Genomic DNA, 19,215 nt, shown 5'->3' with positions numbered 1-19,215 from the left:
AAAAGCTCGTTGATGAAAAGAAGAAAAATAGAAATCATGGACACTACCCTTCGGGATGGCGAACAGACCTCGGGTGTATCTTTTTCGGTATCTGAGAAATTAACTATTTCTCAGTTATTGTTAGAAGAATTAAAGGTGGACAGGATTGAGATTGCTTCTGCTAGAGTTTCTGAAGGGGAACTGGAAGCCGTTAAAGCGGTTGCGAAATGGGCTAAAAAACATGGATTTCTTGAACAAATAGAGGTTTTAACTTTTGTTGATAAAGGTGTTTCTATTGACTGGATGATTGAAGCCGGTGTTAAAGTGCAAAACTTATTAACCAAGGGCTCGCTTAACCACTTAACTCATCAACTTAAAAAAACTCCAGAACAGCATTTTGCCGAAATTGGTGAAAACATCCAACTAGCCAATTCAAAAGGAATAAAAACCAATGTTTATTTAGAAGATTGGAGTAATGGAATGCGTAATTCGCAAGAATATGTATTTCAATACCTTGATTTTTTGACCAAGCAAAAGGTAGAACGTGTGATGTTGCCCGATACTTTAGGGATTTTGACACCTAAAGAAACCAGCGAATTTATATCAAAAGTAACCGAAAGATATCCGCAAACGCATTTTGATTTTCACGGACATAACGACTATGATTTAGGTACTGCCAATGTAATGGAAGCCATTAAATCAAAGGTTAGCGGATTGCATTTGACCGTAAACGGGATGGGAGAGCGAGCTGGAAATGCTCCTCTGGCTAGCGTAATTGCGGTAATCAATGACTTTTTGCCCGATGTGAAAGTTGGTTTGAAAGAGTCATCGCTTTACAAAGTGAGTAAACTGGTTGAAACTTTTTCTGGTGTGAGAATACCTGCAAACAAGCCAATTGTCGGTGAAAATGTCTTTACGCAAACGGCTGGAATCCATGCAGATGGCGATAATAAAAAGAACCTATATTTCAGTGATTTACTGCCAGAAAGGTTCGGACGTAAGCGTTCGTATGCTTTGGGTAAAACTTCTGGTAAAGCCAACATTGAAAAAAACTTGCAAGAGTTAGGTTTGAAATTGAACGATGCTGATTTAAAGAAAGTTACGCAACGTGTAATTGAACTTGGCGATTCAAAAGAAACTGTTACTCAGGATGATTTGCCTTACATTATTTCTGATGTTTTGGCGAGTAGCGCTTACCAGGAAAAGGTTAAGGTAGAATCTTATTTATTATCACACGCTTCCGGATTAAGACCGGCTGCAACAATTGCAATCAAGTTTAACGATAAGCTTTATGAAGAACACGCACAAGGTGACGGACAGTTTGATGCTTTCATGAACGCGTTGAGCAAGCTTTATAAATCTAAAGGAAGAAAATTGCCTGCTTTAATTGACTATAGCGTTCGTATTGCGCCGGGGAGTAGCTCCGATGCACTCTGTGAAACCACCATCACTTGGAAAACGGATAAAAAGACTTTTACCACACGTGGTTTAGATTCTGACCAAACGGTTTGTGCAATTAAGGCAACAGAGAAAATGCTGAATATTATTTGTGAGCAGGAGCGGGTAAATAGTATCAAGATTTAAGTATCAAGTATCAAGATGCTTATTGAAGTAGAAAGATATGAGTATCAAGTATCAAGTTGCTTATGAATTGGATTGGAAGATAAATTTTTAAATAAAACACGTAGCAAAAGTCTAGATACTCAATACTTACTATAAATTAGATTGAAAAAATAATTTTAAATAAAAAACAGAATAAAGTCTTGATACTAAGTACTCGATACTGAAAAACAAATACTAAACAAAAATGAAACTAAACATTGCCCTACTAGCGGGAGACGGAATTGGACCAGAGGTCGTAAATCAGGCGGTTAAAGTGATAGACGCTATTGCTGTTAAATTTAACCACGAAATCAATTATACATCTGCACTTACTGGTGCTTGTGCTATTGACGATTGTGGTGAGCCTTATCCAGACTCAACCCATGAAGTTTGTTTGGCTGCAGATGCGGTACTTTTCGGTGCAATCGGTCATCCAAAATATGATAACGATCCAAAAGCAACGGTTCGTCCGGAACAAGGATTATTGAAAATGCGTCAGAAGTTAGGTTTGTTTGCTAACGTACGACCAACTTTTACTTTCCCATCTTTAATTGATAATTCTCCTTTAAAAAGAGAAAGAATTGAAGGAACAGATTTAATCATTTTACGCGAGTTAACTGGTGGAATTTATTTCGGCGAAAGAGGAAGAAAAGATAATGGTGACACTGCTTTTGATACTTGTACTTACACCAGAGCAGAGATTCAGCGTTTAGCTAAAATGGGTTTCGAGCTTGCGATGACGCGTAGCAAAAAACTATGCTGTGTTGATAAAGCAAACGTTTTGGAAACTTCACGTTTATGGAGAGAAACCGTACAGGCAATGGAAAAAGATTATCCAGAAGTAACGGTAAGTTACGAGTTTGTGGATGCAGTTGCGATGCGTTTGGTACAATGGCCAAATTCCTACGATGTTATGATTACTGAAAATCTTTTTGGTGATATTTTAACTGATGAGGCTTCTGTAATTTCGGGTTCAATGGGATTAATGCCGTCAGCATCTAAAGGATTACATACTTCTTTGTACGAGCCAATTCACGGTTCATACCCACAAGCAACAGGAAAAGATATTGCAAACCCGTTAGCAACAGTTTTATCTGCAGCAATGATGTTTGAAGATGCCTTCGGATTACAAGCTGAAGCTGATGCAATCAGAGAAGTAGTAAACAAATCTTTAGCAGAAGGTATTGTTACGGAAGATTTATCAGGAAAGAACAAAGCTTACGGAACCAATGCAGTTGGTGATTGGTTGGCTAAGAATATATAGAAACCGAAAAGTTTTTTGATATAGAAGAACCGACGGTATTAATATCGTCGGTTTTTTTGTTTTTTAGAATAAGTTATTTCAAGCTTAACTAAATAAAAATAATTGTATATGAACAAAGAAATCAAACGTGACGGACAACAAGCAACCAAAATCTTCGACAACAGATCTCTTGAAAATGATTATGCGACATTAATCCCCCTATTAACAAAGGGACTTAAAGTTTTAGATATCGGCTGTGGAACGGGTGCAATATCTAAAGGAATAGCAGAAATAGTAGGTCCAGGAGGTTCGGTAATTGGGATAGATCATACGCAAGCTTTTATCAATAGTGGAACTGAAACCTATCAATCATGTAAAAACTTAAAACTGATTCATGCTGATTTGTTCTCTTTTGAACCAGAAGAAAAGTTTGATTTAATTGTTTCAGCAAGGGTTTTGCAATGGCTAAATAATCCAACGGAGGCTTTAATAAAAATCAAAACTATGCTTAAGCCCGGGGGTGCAGTTTCTATTTTAGACTATAACCATAGTTTTTTAAAGTGGCATCCCAGTCCACCGAAAAGTATGCAAAAATTTTATGACGTGTTCTTAAAGTGGCGGGCAGATTCCGGTTTAGACAATACAATGGCAAACAATCTTCCTAAGCATCTAAACGGTGCAGGCTTTAAAAGTGTAGAGGTTATTGATGCAGATGAAACTTATACAAGAGGTGAAAATAATTTTAAAGCTAAGGTTGGGATATGGTCTATGGTTGCTGGAGCATCTCAAACAGAAGACGAAGGTTATATATCTCACGCAGATAGAATTTTGGCGATAGAGGAATACAATAATTGGGTGGATGATGATGCTATACAAATGGTTATGAATTTAAAAGAAGTAAGGGGGATTAACTCATGATACTAGAAGTTGCCATTCTTTATATCAAAAAAGGTCAATCTGAATCATTTGAGAAAGACTTTGAGACTGCAAAAGCATATGTAAGCTCGATTACAGGATATATTACACATAGTTTAAGAAAATGTTTAGAGCATGATGGTAAATATTTGCTTTTAGTAGAATGGGAGAAATTAGAAGACCATACTATAAGTTTTAGACAATCCGAGGAGTATAAAATTTGGAAAAATTTACTTCATCACTATTATGATCCTTTTCCAGTTGTTGAGTATTATGTTTAGCAGGTAAAAAGGGATTTCTATTTAAGAGTCTGTTCCTTAGTAATCATTAATATACAGATTTGCTTTCAATCAAATAAACATGCAAAAATCTACCACCCAAGAAATAAAAGAACGTTTTGATAACGATGTGGAACGTTTTTCAAATTTACATACCGGACAGGTTTCTACCATTGATGCCGAAATATCTTTGGAACTGATTACCGAAGCCGCAAAAGGTATAAAGCCCAACGCAAAACAGGTTTTAGATGTGGGGTGCGGTGCCGGAAATTACACGCTAAAAATGCTGACTAAAATCCCCAACCTCAATTGTACTTTGGTAGATTTAAGCGAACCGATGTTAAACCGAGCCAAGGAAAGAGTTTCTCAACAAACAACCGGAGAAATTAGAACTTTACAAGGAGATATTAGAAGTATTGATTTTGCAGGACAAACCTTTGACATTATTTTAGCGGGAGCAGTTTTACACCATTTAAGAGATGATGAAGACTGGGATACTACCTTTCAAAAGCTTTTCAGCTTGCTCAATGATGGAGGTTGCTTGTTTATTTCTGATTTAGTTACTCAAGATACAGAAGCCATTAACCAATTAATTTGGGGCAAATACGGAGATTATTTGGAAGGAATTGGAGGAAAGGATTATCGCCAAAAGGTCTTTGAATATATCGAAAAAGAAGATTCACCACGCTCATTGAATTATCAATTGGATTTGATGAAGAAAGTTGGTTTTAGGCAAACAGAGATCCTACATAAAAATATGTGCTTCGCCGCATTTGGAGGGATAAAATAAATCTAATCAAATAAAAAAGACTTACGAGTTTGAGGATTTTACAATCCTGCTTCGTAAGTCTTTTTAGCTCATACTTGATGCTCTTGCATCACGAGCTTCCAAAGTCTTACTACTTTATACTGTCGACTTTACACTTTTTTATTGCGCAGTTAAAGTATAAACAATATTGGCAGTAGTGCCATTGGCCAAATCAAACGGCGAGCTTAATACCAAAGAGCTTTTAGAAGCTGCATCAATTCTCATACGGTAACCTTCAGTAACCTCTCTAGCTTTTTCACCAGCGTCAACTTTTTTGAATTGAAATACTGGAGTAAGTCCATCTTTCAATAAGTCCCAATATATGTTTTGGGTTGTTCCGTTTGGTAAAGTAATATATCCGCTATAACCACCGTATAACTTCCAAGTACTGCCTATAAAATCTTTATAAGGTGCCATACCAAAAGCATTTTCTACTCTATAACCATTTGGAAAACCTTCTAAACGTACATCAGAAACCGTCCAAGTGCCGGTAACCGTGGATTTAGAAACTTTTAAATTGGTAGATGCGCCATTTTTTGATGCACAAGAAGTAACGAGTAATGCCACAAGGCAAAAAGATAGGATAGATAAAATTAGCTTTTTCATTTTTAAAGTTTGAATGATTCTTTGTGAAATCTGTTTTATCCAAACGTTCAAAAACGAAGCCAAGTGTAAATCGTTAGCTAATTTTATTCATAAAAAAAACAGCGCAATTAAATTACGCTGTTTAATTTATCATATTATAAGCAGGCATTAAGCATTAAGCTTTCTGCCTTAAGCTTTAAAAACTTACTTATGATCTCCTCCACTTTTAGGTTTCGAGATAGATTCCCTCATATCCGTATCAGCTTGGATGTTCTGCATTTTGTAGTAGTCCATGATGCCAAGGTTTCCACTTCTAAAAGCTTCGGCAATAGCCAAAGGAATTTGTGCTTCTGCCTCAATTACCTTTGCCCTAGCATCCTGCGCTTTTGCAATCATTTCCTGTTCAAAGGCTACTGCAAATGCTCTACGCTCTTCCGCTTTAGCGTTAGCCACTTTTAAATCGGCCTCAGCTTGGTCTGTTTGCAGTTTTGCGCCAATGTTATCACCTATGTCAATATCAGCAATGTCAATAGATAAAATCTCGAAAGCAGTTCCAGAATCTAAACCTTTGCTCAAAACTACTTTTGAAATCTTATCAGGGTTTTCTAATACTTCTTTATGACTAACAGCCGAACCAATGGTAGTCACAATACCTTCGCCCACACGGGCTAAAATGGTTTCTTCACCAGCACCACCCACCAATTGGTTGATGTTGGCTCTAACCGTAACCCTAGCTTTTGCTATTAACTGAATACCATCTTTAGCAACCGCAGCCACTGGAGGCGTATTGATTACTCTTGGATTAACTGAAAGTTGTACCGCTTCAAACACATCACGACCTGCTAAATCTATAGCGGTTGCCAATTTAAAATTCAATGGAATATTTGCTTTATCAGCAGATATTAATGATTTAATTACGTTGTTTACGTGTCCGCCAGCTAAGTAATGGGTCTCGATATCGTTAGAAGTGAGATTTAAGCCTGCCTTGGTAGAGGTAATCATTGCGTTTACCACTAATGATGGAGGAACTCTTCTTAAACGCATTAATACCAGGTTCATTAAATTGATTCTTACACCAGATAATTGTGCAGTAAACCAAAGATTGACCGGTAAAATATAAAGCAAAAAGAAGAGCGCAATTATACTCCCAATGATGATGAAAATAATACTGATTGATGGATCCATTAATTATTATTTAGATTTATTTCACAATATCGTCAATTGCTTTGAAATTCGGAAGATCTCCAGCATTTTCTAATACTTCCGCATAAATTATTTTCTGATTTTCATCAATAACGAATGCAGATCTTTTAGAAACACCCTTTAAATTAAACTTAAACTCATCGTAGAATGCTCCGTAAGCCTGTGAAGCCTCTTTGTTGAAATCTGATAACAATGGAAATTGGTAAGCATTTTCTTCTTTAAACTTTGCTAAAACAAAAGGCGAATCAATAGAAATGCCTAAGACCTGTGCGCCTAAACCTTCATAAAAGCCAAAGTTATCTCTCATGGTACAAAGTTGTGTTGTACAAACACCTGTAAACGCTAAAGGGAAAAAATGGATGATAACTTTTTTACCTGCGAAGTCTTTTAAGCTTACTTCTTTTAAATCCGAACTGTATAAAGTAAAGTCCGGTGCTTTGTCTCCGATTTTTAATGACATGATTTTATGTTTTTTAGTTTATTAATATACCAAATGTATGATAAATGAAATCTCTAGCCGTCGGATTTAAGTAAATTCAACTGCTTTTCCATAATTGCAATTCCTTCTTTAAAAGAGTGTGGCTGATAACCCAATTCTTTTATCGATTTATCTAATATAAAACCCGTTTTTACTGGGCGTTTTGCCGCTTGGTTTAAAGATGCAGAACTTATAGGCTTAATTAAACTTTTGTCTAAGTCGTAATAATCTGCAACTTCATTTACCAGTTCAATAATGCTCATCATGTCTTTTCCAGAAGCATTAAAAACACCTTGAGCTTCTTTTTCGGCTGCTAGCAAACAGATATCCGCTAAATCTTCTGCAAGTGTGGGCATGCGCCATTGATCATCAACTACATTTATCGGATTTCCCTTTTCTAAAGCGCCTTTTGCCCATAAAACAATGTTGCTTCGGCTCATATCACTCACAATGCCGTAAACAATAATGGTTCGTAGTACCGTCCATTTAATAGCTGATTTTTGAAGTAGAAGCTCTGCTGCTAATTTAGATTCACCGTAAAAAGAAACGGGGGAGGGCGTAGCGTCTTCTTTGTAAGGTCCAGCTAAACCATCAAAAATAAAATCAGTAGAAAGATGGATCAGCTGCGCATTATGCTTTTTGCAGGATTGTATTAAATGTTCAACCGCTGTTACGTTTAAAGCCCAGCAAGCCTCTTTTTCTGTTTCGCAGGTATCAACATTTGTCATCGCAGCGGTATTGATTACAACATCTGGTAAAAATTTGCCAATTACGTTGTCAATACTTTCGGCGTCCAAAATGTCCATTTCCTCGTAGGTGTAACCTTCTTTTATCGGAAACCTATTGGCTCCTTTTCCTGTTGCCACCAGTTCGAAGTCGTTTTTTGCAAGAATTCTTTCCGTTAATTTTTGACCTAAAAGCCCGTTACTGCCGGTTACTAATATTTTTTTCATCATTATTTCTATATCTTTACTAAGCCGATTACTGTTAGTATTTCACAATTAATCTTCCAGCGCTTCCAATAAATCATCAGCACTTAAATCCACGCCTTTTAAAATCACTTGTGCTTGGTTATAAAAAGGTTTTCTTTCTTCTAATTTATTTTCAATAAAAACCATCAATTCCTCGAAAGATTTACCTTTAATCAAGGGACGTTCGACCCTTGCATTAATTAAACGCTCTGCTAGGATTTCCACAGGTGGATCAATAAAAATAGTAATTCCGTTTTTATTCATCCAATCCATGTTGTCAAAAAAACATGGAGCACCACCGCCCGTTGCAATTATGGCATCATTTGCAATTGCCGCTTCTTGCAAAGTTTGTTTCTCTCTTTCCCTAAACCCTTGTTCGCCAAATGCAGCAAAAATTTCTGGGATACTCATTTGGTTTTTTGCTTCCACTAAATCATCTAAATCTAAAAAAGGCAAATCCAGTTTTGCTGCTATGGCCTTGCCTAGTTTACTTTTGCCACAGCCCATAAAGCCAATTAAAAATATTTTTTTTGCTGGGAAGCTTTGCTTTAAATTTTCTGTTGACATACTGGTTTTAAATTTTTACACGTGGATCTAAACTGGCGTAAAGTAAGTCTGCTAAAATATTAATAATGATAAATATAAAAGCAATAAATAAAATAGAACCCATAATTACAGGCAGATCTGCTAATTCTAAAGCGTCTACCGTTGCTTTGCCTAAACCGTTGTAGCCAAAAATGTATTCCACAAAAAAAGAGCCTGCCAATAATGATGCAAACCAACCCGAAACTGCGGTAACTACCGGGTTTAATGCATTTGGTAAGGCGTGTTTTAAAATAATTGCTTTTTTACTGAGGCCTTTTGCTTTTGCGGTACGGATATAATCTTGCTTTAATACATCTAACATCGCACTACGCGTTAATTGCATAATTATGGCCAGCGGACGTAAACCTAAAGTGAGCATTGGCAGAATCAGGTTTTTCCAAACCAAGACTTCGCTTTTAAACGGGTCATAATCATATAAACTGCCTGACATACTCAGGCCAGTATAATCGCTTAACACAAAACCAAAGAGCCATGCGATAATAATTCCTGCAAAAAAAGATGGCGCAGAAATCCCGAGGATGGAACTTGCAATGGCAGTTTGGTCTATCCAAGTACCTTTGTAAACTGCCGCTAAAACGCCTAAAGCTATCCCAATAATTGTCGCAAAAAGCATTGCAGTAAATGCGAGAATCATGGTGTTGGGTACGGTTTCTGCCAAAATACTGGTTACATCTCTTTTAGTTTGGTACGAGCGCCGCAGATAGGGCATCTTTAAAATTAAGGCGTTTTGGTTGCCGATGTTAAATAGCTTTAAATAGTGATATTTTGCTTTCGCTGATGAATCTGCAGGGTGCACAGCTAAAGGTGATAAATCGTTGATATAATAGGCAAACTGAACTGGAACAGGCTTATCCAGCCCAAATTCTTTACGTACAGCTTCTAAAGATTGCACATCAGAACGTTGACCTTGCGTCATCCGAGCAGGATCTGCGGGTAAAATATTGAACAGAAAAAAAACCACCACCACTACACCAAGCAAAACAGCAAAGCCATAAGCTAGTTTTTGGAGGATGAATTTAATCATTGAGTTTACTGAAATAATGTTCTGCCAAATAGTTGTAAGTAGGTAGGGCAGAGGCGGGCCACTTATCGATAATTACACCATCTTTTAGCAACATCAATCCAGGGTTAGCTCTTACCATACTTTTTAGCGGAACGGCATCGGCATAAAAAATCTCTGTAAGTAGCGTTAAATTTTTAGCGAGTTTTGACGCATCCTGTGCAGATGCAGAGGTTAAAAGGACTGATCTTACATTGAAATTCTGTACCGCATTTATGGCAATTGCATTGATATCACCCAGCGATTTTTCGTGAGTTTTGTCTAAATTCCAAGCAACGGCAACCAAATTATAATAAGGATTTTCAAAAATTTCTGCAGTATAGTTTACGCCTTGCGAATCGTAAACGTTTAAATCACTTATTTTTGCTTTGTAACCTTCTTTCACCAAAATCGGGTCTGATGATGAAACCAATTCCCAATCTGGGTTTTCGTAAATTTTAGTAGCCAAATATTCCTTATCGGTCATTTCTTTGACTTCGCCAGATTTTTTGCTTTTTAAGGTGTAAATAATTTTGTATTCGTTCTGTACCGCACCTTCCGGGATTTTCATCGATGCTGGAATGTTTGCACCAACCTTATAGGGCAAAAAGTCTATAATTGGTAAAAAGTTGTAAGTATATAAGCCAAAGAAAATGGGACCGGCAACAAATAAAATCGTAAAAACCTTCCTTGCGCTTCTGCTCTCGTTCGTATTAACCAGCTTTTCTCGGTTAATAAACAATAGAACAATCATTACCAGTAAAACCAAATCTTTAGCAAAAGATTGCCAAGGTGTTAACGGAATGGCATCGCCAAAGCAGCCACAGGATTTAACAACATCAAAAAAGGCTGAGTAAAAAGTTAAGAACGTGAAAAATATAATGAGCAACAATAGGCCCCAAATTACTTTTTTAGCGTAATAACCTGTTAATAAAAACAGGCCCAATATTACTTCCAACGCACACAGTACAATAGAGAAAAATACAGCAAAAGAGCTGAAAAAAGTAACGTGAAATACTTCGAAATACTCCTCTAGCTTATACGAGAAACCTAGTGGGTCATTAAGTTTGATTAAACCACTAAATATAAAAAGTACACCAATAAATACTTTTACAATGGTTAAAACTGTATTTCTGCTCTTATCTAATGTCATTATTTACGATATTCCAAGTTTAATTAAAGCAAAAACCGAATAATTGATCATGTCCTGATAGTTTGCTTTTACGCCTTCAGAAGCTAAAGTTTTGCCGTCGTTATCTTCAATCTGTTTAACGCGTAAAATCTTCATCAAAATTAAATCAGTTAAAGAACTTACCCGCATGTCTCGCCAAACTTCACCGTAATCATGGTTTTTGGCAAACATTAGCTCTTTGGTTTCATTCACTTTTGCGTCAAAGTTAACAGCCACTTCTTCTGGGTCTAGTTCTTGTGGAGCATCGGCGCTTAGTTCTAACTGCATCATCGCAATTACGCAATAATTGATAATGCCAATATATTCGCCAACAATATCTTCGCCAACTTTACTTACTTTTTTGTCCTCTAAAGTTCTAATCCTTTGTGCTTTGATGTAAATCTGGTCGGTAATGGACGATGGACGTAAAATACGCCAAGCAGTGCCATAATCTCTCGTTTTTTTGATGAAAAGGTCTCTGCAAATTTTTATTATTGCGTCAAACTCTGCGGAAGTATTATTTGCCAAAATGCTGTAAATGTTTGTTTAAATGATGAAATTGTGCCTTATTTGTTCTAAAACAATGACGGATAAAGATACATTTTTTAAGCCAAAGCTCATACTTAACGTTGGTGGTCGAATAATTGATTTAGCAGAACCAAAAGTGATGGGGATTGTAAATCTAACTCCCGATTCTTTTTATGAAGGAAGTAGAATGCAATCTGGCCGTGAGGTATTGGCTACTGCAGAGAAAATGCTGGCGGATGGCGCAGATTTTTTAGATTTGGGAGCCTATTCAACTCGCCCAGGTGCGGAGGAAATTTCTGCAGATGAAGAATCAGAACGATTGTTGCCAGCTATCCGTAAGCTCAGTAAAGAATTTCCTCAAGCTATTTTATCTGTTGATACATTTAGGGCAAATATCGCCGAAAGGGCAATTGATTCCGGTGCGCATATCATCAATGATATTTCTGGTGGAACGTTGGACGATAAAATGTTTGAAACCATCGGAAAATTAAAGGTGCCTTATATTTTAATGCATCTAAAAGGTAATCCAAAAACCATGAACCAACTGAATCAGTATGAAAATTTGGCGCAGGAAATTGTGTCTCACCTTTCAGAACGTGTTGCTCAACTAAAAGCTTTTGGAGTAAAAGATATTATTGTTGATCCAGGTTTTGGATTTGCTAAAAATATAGATCAAAACTACCAGCTATTGAACCAAATGCAACGCTTGAAAATTTTAGGTCTTCCTATTTTAGCAGGTCTTTCTCGCAAATCAATGATTTGGAAAACATTAGGCATAACTGCCGGTGAAGCATTAAACGGAACTACGGTTTTAAATGCAATTGCTTTGCAAAACGGAGCAAGTATTTTAAGGGTTCATGATGTTAAAGAAGCTAAAGAATGTATACGTATCTTTAAAAAATTAAAAGAAAACGAACAAGAATTTTAAGCAATGGATTTTTTAGATTTCAGCTTTTTAAAGCTAACCGTTTTAGATGTGATAGATATGATTTTGGTCGCCATCATCATTTATTATATCTATAATTTAATTAGAGGAACCATTGCGGTAAATATCTTTTTGGGATTTATTTTAATCTATATCCTCTATTTTTTAACGGATGCCCTAAAAATGAAACTCCTTTCGGGCATTTTAGGCAGTTTTGTGAGCGTTGGTTTTATTGCTTTAATTGTTGTGTTTCAGCAAGAAATCCGAAGGTTTTTGTTAACAATCGGTAAAAATATCTCGTTAAGAAACCGGACTTGGTTAAAGTATATCTTTAGAAAAGAAGAGTTGGAGCGTAATAACTTGGCTAAAATAAAACCGATTATTGATGCTTGCAAAACCATGAAGAAATCGCGTACGGGAGCTTTGATTGTTTTTGCCAAATATTTCGATCAGGATGCTTTTGCCAATAGCGGAGAAATGATCGACGGTAAAATATCCAAGCGGTTGTTAGAGAGTATTTTTCAAAAACATAGTCCATTACACGATGGCGCCGTGGTAATCTCAGAGAACATGATCAAATCTGCCAGTTGTATTTTACCATTGACAGAAAACGATCAACTGCCACCACAGTTCGGTTTACGTCATCGGGCTGGAATCGGCGTTACTGAATCTAGTGATGCTACCGCTTTAATCGTTTCCGAAGAAACGGGAGAAATATCTTATGCGCAACAGGGGCGTGTAAAAATGAACATTAGCTTTACTGACTTGGAGCGATTATTGAATAAAGACTTTAATTAGTTTTTATTTAAAAATCATTTGTCATGGGACAAAAAATCGCACTTATCACTGGCGCAAACGCTGGTTTAGGTTTCGAAGAGAGTAAGCATTTAGCAGAGGCCGGTTATAGAGTTATCATGGCATGTCGGGATATAGATAAGGGTCTTAAAGCAAAAAAAGAGATTCTTGCTAGTTGCCAAAAAGCGGTTATCGACGTGTTGGAACTCGATTTAAGTAGCCAAAAATCCGTAAGGCTTTTCGCCGATCTAGTAAAACAAGATTATCATCGCTTGGATTTGTTGATTAACAATGCCGGCATTATGATGACCCCTAAAAAAATAACTGAAGACGGTTTCGAAAATCAATTAGCCACCAACTACCTTGGTCATTTTGCATTAACTGGATATTTATTGCACTTGTTAAAAATCACGGAGAACTCAAGGGTTGTAAGTTTAAGCAGTCTAGCGCATAGATGGTCGGACATTAGGTTCAGCGATATTAATTTTGTCGACGGTTACGATAAAAGAGAAGCTTATGGCCAAAGTAAATTAGCCTGTTTAATGTTTGCATACGAGCTGGAGCGAAGGCTGAAAGTTTCGGGATATTCAACGATTTCTGTAGTGGCACACCCCGGTATTTCTAGTACTAACCTTTTTAAATCTACATTTCTAAAATGGTTAAGCCCAATAATAGGTCAGCCGGCTAAAGATGGTGCTAAGCCAATTTTATATGCTGCACTTTCAAAAGGTTTAGATGGTGGAGAATACATCGGGCCAGATGGTTTTAACGAGTGGAGAGGTAATCCTAAAATAGTAGATTCTAATCTACCATCAAAAAACAACCAAAATGCAAAGCGTCTTTGGGAATTATCAGAAGAGTTAACTGGGGTAAAATATCAGTTCTAAGTTTCCAAGGGTTCAGCTACAAGAAAGGGATTGAATATTTAACTTTCAATTCCTTTCTTTTTTAAAATATAATGCATACTAATCCTTTTTAGGATAACCTTCTGCGTCCAGATCATCGCGGTCATCTTCGGGTACGTGGCTATTAATCTCATCTCCTATACTCATCTTTAATTGATCAGGTTCTGTAGGATGCATACCTAGCTTATCTAGGTCGTCTTTTAACGAGTGATCTTTTTCATATTCGTCGCCAACGTATGGATTTGCTTCATCATAATCCGAGTCCATGTCATCGCCGTTGTCGGCAGCTGTATCGTAAGGATCTGGATGCTGGTAGTCTGGGTTGTCTCCTTCAACATCAAGTTCGTAGCTGTTTTCCTCTTCGTTATACTTCAAATTTCTCGCTTCGTTGTCTGCAAGGTTTGATTCTCCGTTTCTTTCGAAATGCTCGTTACCTGTAGTTTCTTTTTTATTTTCCATGATACTTTTTTATTGGTATAATCAAAACGATACCATAAATATGCCAATTGATAGTTTTGTGGGATTTCCGGTGTTTTTTCTAAGACGAGGTGTCATCCTGAGCGGAATAAAAAAGGGGATGTCACCCTGAGCGGCGTCGAAGGGGAGCGTTGGGTATAATGCTTCGACTCCGCTCAGCAGGACAAACGACTCCGCTCAGCAGGACAAACGACTCTGTTACAACGCAATTAAAAAAAGCAATCGAGATTTAAGCAACTAGTATCAAAGCAAAATCCTACAAATAAAAAAACGGTTTAAGCTCTCGCTCAAACCGTTTCAAATAAATTTATAAAAACTACAAACCAGCTAAAGCTTGGTTAAAAGTATCGCTCGGACGCATCGCTTTTGAAGCTAGCTCGTCACTTGGGTTGTAATAACCGCCAATATCTTGAGGTTTGCCTTGAGAACCAATTAGTTCGCTAGTAATTTTTGTTTCGTTTTCGTTTAAAGCTTTTGCCAAGGGCGTAAATCTCGCTTTTAAATCTGCATCTTTTGTTTGTGAGGCCAAAGCTTCTGCCCAATATAAAGCTAAGTAGAAATGAGAACCACGGTTATCGATTGTACCTAGTTTTCTACCCGGAGACTTATCTTCGGCTAAAAATTTCGCATTAGCTTCATCCAAAGCATCGGCTAAAACTTGTGCTTTGCTATTATTTTGAGTTTGTGCTAAATGCTCTAAAGATGCTTGTAAAGCCAAAAATTCACCTAATGAATCCCAACGTAAATAACCTTCAGTAACAAACTGCTCTACGTGTTTTGGGGCAGATCCACCTGCGCCCGTTTCAAACAGACCACCACCATTCATTAAAGGAACAATAGACAACATTTTTGCCGATGTTCCTAATTCTAAAATCGGGAATAAATCTGTTAGGTAATCACGTAATACGTTACCCGTTACCGAGATGGTGTCTTCACCTTTACGGATACGTTCTAAACTGAATTTAGTAGCCTCAATCGGAGAAAGAATACGAATATCCAATCCTTTAGTGTCGTAATCTGGTAAATATTTGTTTACTTTTTTAATAATTTCCCTATCGTGAGCTCTGTTTTCGTCTAACCAGAAAACTGCCGGAGTATTAGACAAACGAGCTCTGTTAACCGCTAGTTTAATCCAATCTTGGATAGGTGCATCCTTAGCCTGGCACATACGGAAAATATCTCCTTTTTCTACCGGCTGGTCAAAAAAGACCTTTCCAGAAGCATCGCTTACGCGGATAGTTCCATTGCCTGTTGCTTGGAAAGTTTTATCGTGAGAACCATATTCTTCTGCTTTTTGAGCCATTAAACCTACGTTAGGTACGGAACCCATCGTTGTTGGGTCAAAAGCGCCGTGTGTTTTACAATCATCAATTGTTGCTGTATAAATACCTGCATAACATCTGTCAGGAATTAAAGCTAAAGTATCTTGTGGTTTGCCATTTTTATTCCACATTTGGCCCGATGTACGAATCATTGCAGGCATCGAAGCATCTACAATCACATCTGAAGGAACGTGTAAGTTGGTAATGCCTTTATCAGAGTTTACCATCGCCAAAGCTGGGCCGTTTGCAATTGCTGTATCAATCGCCGCTTTAACCTCTGCTTCTTGTGCGTTGCCAGCAATTTTCGCATACACATCGCCTAAACCGTTACTCGTGTCAACGCCTAAAGTTTTGAAAAGTTCTGCATATTTTTCAAAAACATCCGCAAAGTAAACTTCTACAATTGCACCAAATATTAAAGGATCTGAAACCTTCATCATGGTAGCTTTCAAGTGAGCCGAAAGTAATACGCCACTCGCTTTAGCTTCTTTTATCGCATCCGCAACAAAAGCTTTTAGTTTAGAAATACTCAATACAGAACTGTCAATCACTTCTCCGGCTTTTAAGTTAGCCAAACCTTTTAATGGTGTAACTGTTCCGTTAGTAGCTACAAAATCAATCTTAAATTGAGAATCGTTTTCTACTGTAACCGATTTTTCAGAACCGTAAAAGTCACCTTCGCTCATACTGGCAACTTTTGTTTTAGAATCTGCGGACCAAGCACCCATGGAATGTGGATTGGCTTTTACATAGTTTTTTACCGCTTTTGGTGCTCTACGGTCCGAGTTACCTTCGCGTAAAACTGGGTTTACTGCCGAACCTAATACTTTTGAATATTTTGATTTGATTGTTTTTTCTTCTTCTGTTTTCGCCTCTTCCGGATAATTCGGCAATGCAAAACCTTGAGACTGTAACTCTGCAATTGCTGTTTTTAACTGGGGAATTGAAGCAGAAACGTTAGGTAACTTAATGATATTAGCCTCTGGCGTGGTTGCCAGCTGACCTAACTCTGTCAATGCATCTCCAATTTTTTGATCATCTTTCAAAAATTCAGGGAAATTTGCTAAAATTCTTCCTGCTAAAGAGATGTCTCTTGTTTCTACATCAATTCCTGCCGAAGCTGTGAAAGCTTGTACAATAGGCAAAAGTGAATAAGTAGCCAACAATGGCGCCTCGTCTGTTTTGGTGTAGATGATTTTTGATGAATTTGACATGTATTTTAATTTAAGAATTATGAAATGAAATGTCCAAAATGAACTGATTTTATAAATCGCACAAAGATAAAAGAATGCATTTAATTTTATGAGTATAATAACCATTTTTACTGGTTATTTGGAGTATTTGACGGTTTAAATGATTTATATCAGAATTTAAAGAATCTTAATGAGATTAATTTCTTTTTTGGTCGAGTATTTGAATACTTGTGTTTTGTTAGAATTATTGAATTCCTCGAGTTGATACATGAGTTTGCGAGGATATCATAAAATTGGCAACAAATAAATTTTTATACGCCATGTAATAACGCCTTTACTAAATAAACTGAGGTATAATCTTAAATTTGACCCGAATCAATACTCAAATTACTTTATGAAAGAAGAAAAAAAACTAGGAGAACTTGCATCAACATCCATTTCGGGTAATGATATCAGCTCCTCAGTTCTTTACGTATGTGCTTTGGCTATTAGTTTTGCTGGTCAGTATGCTTGGGTTACCCTGTTAATTGTAGCATTAGTATTATTCACTTTCCGAAAAATTTATGGAGAAGTAGTTGGCGCTTTACCCTTAAACGGTGGTGCTTACAATGCACTCTTGAACACTACAAGTAAGTCTTTAGCATCTATGGCTGCTTGTTTAACCTTACTTTCTTACATGGCTACGGCGGTAATTTCTGCTAATGAAGCCATGCATTATCTGGCTCATTTAATCCCATCACTGCCCGTAATATTGGCAACGGTAGTAGTGCTTTTGATATTTGCCTTCCTCACCATATCTGGGATTACCGAATCTGCAAGAGTTGCAATAGGTATTTTCTTATTCCACCTAACTACGATGGTTGTTCTTATAGGAGCCATTAGTGTGTATATTTTTATAAACGGATTTGATAATCTTTATGCGAATTGGCAACGTCCGCTAACGTTTGGTAGTATTGGGATGGCAATTTTCTTCGGGTTTGCTGCTTCAATGCTTGGAATATCTGGTTTTGAAAGTTCTGCAAACTTTGTTGAAGAACAAAAACAGGGTGTTTTTCCTAAAACCCTACGTAACATGTGGATTGTGGTGAGTGTGCTAAATCCGTTAATTGCATTTTTAGCCATTTGCGTAATGCCTATCCCAGAAATTAAACTTCATAGCAACGCATTATTATCTCAGATTGGGTTGGTGAGTAGCGGAGAGTGGCTGGCAGTTATTATCTCGGTTGATGCGGTATTGGTGTTAAGTGGAGCTGTTTTGACATCGTTTGTTGGCGTTTCTGGCTTGCTAGAGCGTATTACTTTAGATCGGATTATGCCCAACTTTTTCTTGAAAAAAAATAAACGAGGCAGTTCCTATCGTATCATCATTCTGTTCTTTTTGCTTTGTTTATCTGTTCTGCTGATTACAAAAGGCAAAGTAGAGTTGTTGGCAGGTGTTTATGCACTTTCGTTTCTTTCTGTAATGTGCTTGTTTGTAATAGGTAATATGTTGTTAAAAGTGAAACGTAAGCGTTTGCCACGACCAGAAAAAGCTACTTGGCCTGCGTTGATTTTTGCTTTTGGAGCGGTTTCATGCGCTATTCTGGGAAACGTTCTGTTTGTCCCTGAAGATCCGGAACAACCCAGAAATATTGTAGTGTTCTTGAAATACTTAATTCCAACCATGTTATTTTTGGTAGTGATGTTAAATCGTACAACGCTACTGACTTTTTTGATCAACTTTATTCAGTATCTGTTTAATCCACTGCGCAAAGCTATTGAGGATAGTAATTTGGAGATTCCGCTACGCCGTGGCGTAATTTATATGAGTAAAGCGTTACAGAAAAGCATCAACAGAATTAATGGTCAGGAATTCGTTTTCTTTACCAAAGGTGATAACGTTGCCAATCTTAATAAGGTGATGACTTATATCAGAAATAATGAACATACCAAAAAAATTAGAATTGTAACCGTATTAAGAGAAGGCGAAGCGGTAGTAGAAAATCTTGAACAGGACATCAATGTGTTGGATAGGATGTATCCAGAGATTGATATAGAATTTATTCAAATGAAAGCCAAATTTGGTCCCGAGCTGATTCATGAACTTTCGGTAAAATGGAATATCCCACCTAACTTTATGTTTGTTGGGTCTCCGGGCGATAGATTCCCTTATAGAATTGAAGAATTGGGTGGCGTAAGATTAATTATTTGAT

The 19,215-nt window shown here is 37.1% G+C and carries 19 protein-coding genes; 9 read left to right on the top strand and 10 right to left on the bottom strand.

Going from position 1 to position 19,215, the window contains the following annotated elements; genetic code table 11:
* The first annotated feature begins 12 nt into the window (after positions 1-12).
* The 5 genes from B176_RS0114750 to B176_RS0114730 all read left to right on the top strand — a co-directional run bounded on the left by B176_RS0114750 (position 13) and on the right by B176_RS0114730 (position 4,807).
* The gene (locus B176_RS0114750) at positions 13-1,563 is read left to right on the top strand and encodes an alpha-isopropylmalate synthase regulatory domain-containing protein (protein WP_017259601.1); all 1,551 of its coding nucleotides are present in this window, start codon (positions 13-15) and stop codon (positions 1,561-1,563) included.
* Positions 1,564-1,786: 223 nt separating this feature from the next.
* Complete coding sequence (leuB, locus tag B176_RS0114745; RefSeq protein ID WP_017259600.1) at positions 1,787-2,845, top strand: 3-isopropylmalate dehydrogenase; 1,059 nt, start codon at positions 1,787-1,789, stop codon at positions 2,843-2,845.
* 108 nt (positions 2,846-2,953) lie between these two features.
* Positions 2,954-3,742 (top strand): methyltransferase domain-containing protein, encoded by a 789-nt coding sequence (locus B176_RS0114740; protein ID WP_017259599.1) that lies wholly within the window; start codon positions 2,954-2,956, stop codon positions 3,740-3,742.
* Complete coding sequence (locus B176_RS0114735) at positions 3,739-4,020, top strand: antibiotic biosynthesis monooxygenase family protein (RefSeq protein ID WP_017259598.1); 282 nt, start codon at positions 3,739-3,741, stop codon at positions 4,018-4,020. Before B176_RS0114740 ends, B176_RS0114735 begins: the two co-directional genes overlap by 4 nt.
* A 79-nt stretch (positions 4,021-4,099) precedes the next feature.
* The gene (locus B176_RS0114730; protein WP_017259597.1) at positions 4,100-4,807 is read left to right on the top strand and encodes a class I SAM-dependent methyltransferase; all 708 of its coding nucleotides are present in this window, start codon (positions 4,100-4,102) and stop codon (positions 4,805-4,807) included.
* 138 nt (positions 4,808-4,945) lie between these two features.
* Here B176_RS0114730 and B176_RS0114725 read toward each other — a convergent pair whose 3' ends face one another.
* From B176_RS0114725 to B176_RS0114690, 8 genes are all read right to left on the bottom strand, one after another.
* Positions 4,946-5,431 carry a hypothetical protein gene (locus tag B176_RS0114725; RefSeq protein WP_154647997.1) on the bottom strand — a complete coding sequence of 162 codons (486 nt, stop codon included), beginning with the start codon at positions 5,429-5,431 and terminating at the stop codon, positions 4,946-4,948.
* Positions 5,432-5,614: 183 nt separating this feature from the next.
* Positions 5,615-6,595: a flotillin-like protein FloA gene (gene floA, locus B176_RS0114720; protein WP_017259595.1), complete on the bottom strand. Its 981-nt coding sequence runs from the start codon at positions 6,593-6,595 to the stop codon at positions 5,615-5,617.
* A 16-nt stretch (positions 6,596-6,611) separates the two neighbouring features.
* Entirely contained in the window at positions 6,612-7,073 is a 462-nt protein-coding gene (locus tag B176_RS0114715) for a redoxin domain-containing protein (RefSeq protein WP_017259594.1), read from the bottom strand.
* Positions 7,074-7,126: 53 nt separating this feature from the next.
* On the bottom strand, positions 7,127-8,047 hold the full coding sequence (locus B176_RS0114710; protein WP_237739838.1) for an SDR family oxidoreductase: 921 nt from the start codon (positions 8,045-8,047) through the stop codon (positions 7,127-7,129).
* Between the two features lie 45 nt (positions 8,048-8,092).
* Positions 8,093-8,629, bottom strand: coding sequence for a shikimate kinase (locus tag B176_RS0114705; protein WP_017259592.1), 537 nt, complete (start codon positions 8,627-8,629; stop codon positions 8,093-8,095).
* Positions 8,630-8,636: 7 nt separating this feature from the next.
* Entirely contained in the window at positions 8,637-9,692 is a 1,056-nt protein-coding gene (locus B176_RS0114700) for an ABC transporter permease (protein ID WP_017259591.1), read from the bottom strand.
* The gene (locus B176_RS0114695; RefSeq protein ID WP_017259590.1) at positions 9,685-10,860 is read right to left on the bottom strand and encodes a BT_3928 family protein; all 1,176 of its coding nucleotides are present in this window, start codon (positions 10,858-10,860) and stop codon (positions 9,685-9,687) included. The genes B176_RS0114700 and B176_RS0114695 overlap by 8 nt, the downstream gene beginning before the upstream one ends.
* Before the next feature lie 3 nt (positions 10,861-10,863).
* A complete protein-coding gene (locus B176_RS0114690; RefSeq protein ID WP_017259589.1) occupies positions 10,864-11,406 on the bottom strand; it encodes a DUF1599 domain-containing protein in 543 nt (180 codons plus the stop codon).
* Positions 11,407-11,461: 55 nt separating this feature from the next.
* Here B176_RS0114690 and folP point away from each other — a divergent pair, with 55 nt between their 5' ends.
* Genes folP through B176_RS0114675 form a run of 3 tightly spaced genes read left to right on the top strand, consistent with a single transcriptional unit; the run spans position 11,462 to position 14,013 of the window.
* The gene (folP, locus tag B176_RS0114685) at positions 11,462-12,334 is read left to right on the top strand and encodes a dihydropteroate synthase (protein WP_017259588.1); all 873 of its coding nucleotides are present in this window, start codon (positions 11,462-11,464) and stop codon (positions 12,332-12,334) included.
* A gap of 3 nt (positions 12,335-12,337) precedes the next feature.
* Entirely contained in the window at positions 12,338-13,129 is a 792-nt protein-coding gene (gene cdaA, locus B176_RS0114680; protein ID WP_017259587.1) for a diadenylate cyclase CdaA, read from the top strand.
* Positions 13,130-13,152: 23 nt separating this feature from the next.
* Positions 13,153-14,013 carry an oxidoreductase gene (locus B176_RS0114675; protein ID WP_017259586.1) on the top strand — a complete coding sequence of 287 codons (861 nt, stop codon included), beginning with the start codon at positions 13,153-13,155 and terminating at the stop codon, positions 14,011-14,013.
* 78 nt (positions 14,014-14,091) lie between these two features.
* Here the strand turns inward: B176_RS0114675 and B176_RS0114670 are convergent, their stop codons facing one another.
* Both B176_RS0114670 and B176_RS0114665 read right to left on the bottom strand, forming a co-directional pair.
* Positions 14,092-14,490 (bottom strand): hypothetical protein, encoded by a 399-nt coding sequence (locus tag B176_RS0114670; protein WP_017259585.1) that lies wholly within the window; start codon positions 14,488-14,490, stop codon positions 14,092-14,094.
* Between the two features lie 334 nt (positions 14,491-14,824).
* Positions 14,825-17,044 (bottom strand): NADP-dependent isocitrate dehydrogenase, encoded by a 2,220-nt coding sequence (locus tag B176_RS0114665; RefSeq protein ID WP_017259584.1) that lies wholly within the window; start codon positions 17,042-17,044, stop codon positions 14,825-14,827.
* A gap of 373 nt (positions 17,045-17,417) precedes the next feature.
* On the opposite strand from B176_RS0114665, the gene B176_RS0114660 reads away from it, so the two are divergent.
* Positions 17,418-19,214, top strand: a complete 1,797-nt coding sequence (locus tag B176_RS0114660) for an APC family permease (protein ID WP_017259583.1) — start codon at positions 17,418-17,420, stop codon at positions 19,212-19,214.
* Position 19,215 lies beyond the last annotated feature (1 nt).

Source organism: Pedobacter arcticus A12 (genome assembly GCF_000302595.1).
Lineage (GTDB): Bacteria > Bacteroidota > Bacteroidia > Sphingobacteriales > Sphingobacteriaceae > Pseudopedobacter > Pseudopedobacter arcticus.
The sequence above is the reverse complement of the archived record's forward strand: the minus strand, read 5'-3'. Positions and strand labels throughout refer to the sequence as shown.

Coding starts and splice junctions, on each gene's coding strand:
- B176_RS0114750 (WP_017259601.1), top strand. CDS start 13: ATGAAAAGAAGAAAAATAGAAATCATGGACACTACCCTTCGGGATGGC.
- B176_RS0114705 (WP_017259592.1), bottom strand. CDS start 8,629: ATGTCAACAGAAAATTTAAAGCAAAGCTTCCCAGCAAAAAAAATATTT.
- B176_RS0114710 (WP_237739838.1), bottom strand. CDS start 8,047: ATGATGAAAAAAATATTAGTAACCGGCAGTAACGGGCTTTTAGGTCAA.
- B176_RS0114660 (WP_017259583.1), top strand. CDS start 17,418: ATGAAAGAAGAAAAAAAACTAGGAGAACTTGCATCAACATCCATTTCG.
- leuB (WP_017259600.1), top strand. CDS start 1,787: ATGAAACTAAACATTGCCCTACTAGCGGGAGACGGAATTGGACCAGAG.
- B176_RS0114700 (WP_017259591.1), bottom strand. CDS start 9,692: ATGATTAAATTCATCCTCCAAAAACTAGCTTATGGCTTTGCTGTTTTG.
- folP (WP_017259588.1), top strand. CDS start 11,462: ATGACGGATAAAGATACATTTTTTAAGCCAAAGCTCATACTTAACGTT.
- cdaA (WP_017259587.1), top strand. CDS start 12,338: ATGGATTTTTTAGATTTCAGCTTTTTAAAGCTAACCGTTTTAGATGTG.
- B176_RS0114725 (WP_154647997.1), bottom strand. CDS start 5,431: ATGAAAAAGCTAATTTTATCTATCCTATCTTTTTGCCTTGTGGCATTA.
- B176_RS0114735 (WP_017259598.1), top strand. CDS start 3,739: ATGATACTAGAAGTTGCCATTCTTTATATCAAAAAAGGTCAATCTGAA.
- B176_RS0114740 (WP_017259599.1), top strand. CDS start 2,954: ATGAACAAAGAAATCAAACGTGACGGACAACAAGCAACCAAAATCTTC.
- B176_RS0114730 (WP_017259597.1), top strand. CDS start 4,100: ATGCAAAAATCTACCACCCAAGAAATAAAAGAACGTTTTGATAACGAT.
- B176_RS0114665 (WP_017259584.1), bottom strand. CDS start 17,044: ATGTCAAATTCATCAAAAATCATCTACACCAAAACAGACGAGGCGCCA.
- B176_RS0114670 (WP_017259585.1), bottom strand. CDS start 14,490: ATGGAAAATAAAAAAGAAACTACAGGTAACGAGCATTTCGAAAGAAAC.
- B176_RS0114695 (WP_017259590.1), bottom strand. CDS start 10,860: ATGACATTAGATAAGAGCAGAAATACAGTTTTAACCATTGTAAAAGTA.
- B176_RS0114715 (WP_017259594.1), bottom strand. CDS start 7,073: ATGTCATTAAAAATCGGAGACAAAGCACCGGACTTTACTTTATACAGT.
- B176_RS0114675 (WP_017259586.1), top strand. CDS start 13,153: ATGGGACAAAAAATCGCACTTATCACTGGCGCAAACGCTGGTTTAGGT.
- floA (WP_017259595.1), bottom strand. CDS start 6,595: ATGGATCCATCAATCAGTATTATTTTCATCATCATTGGGAGTATAATT.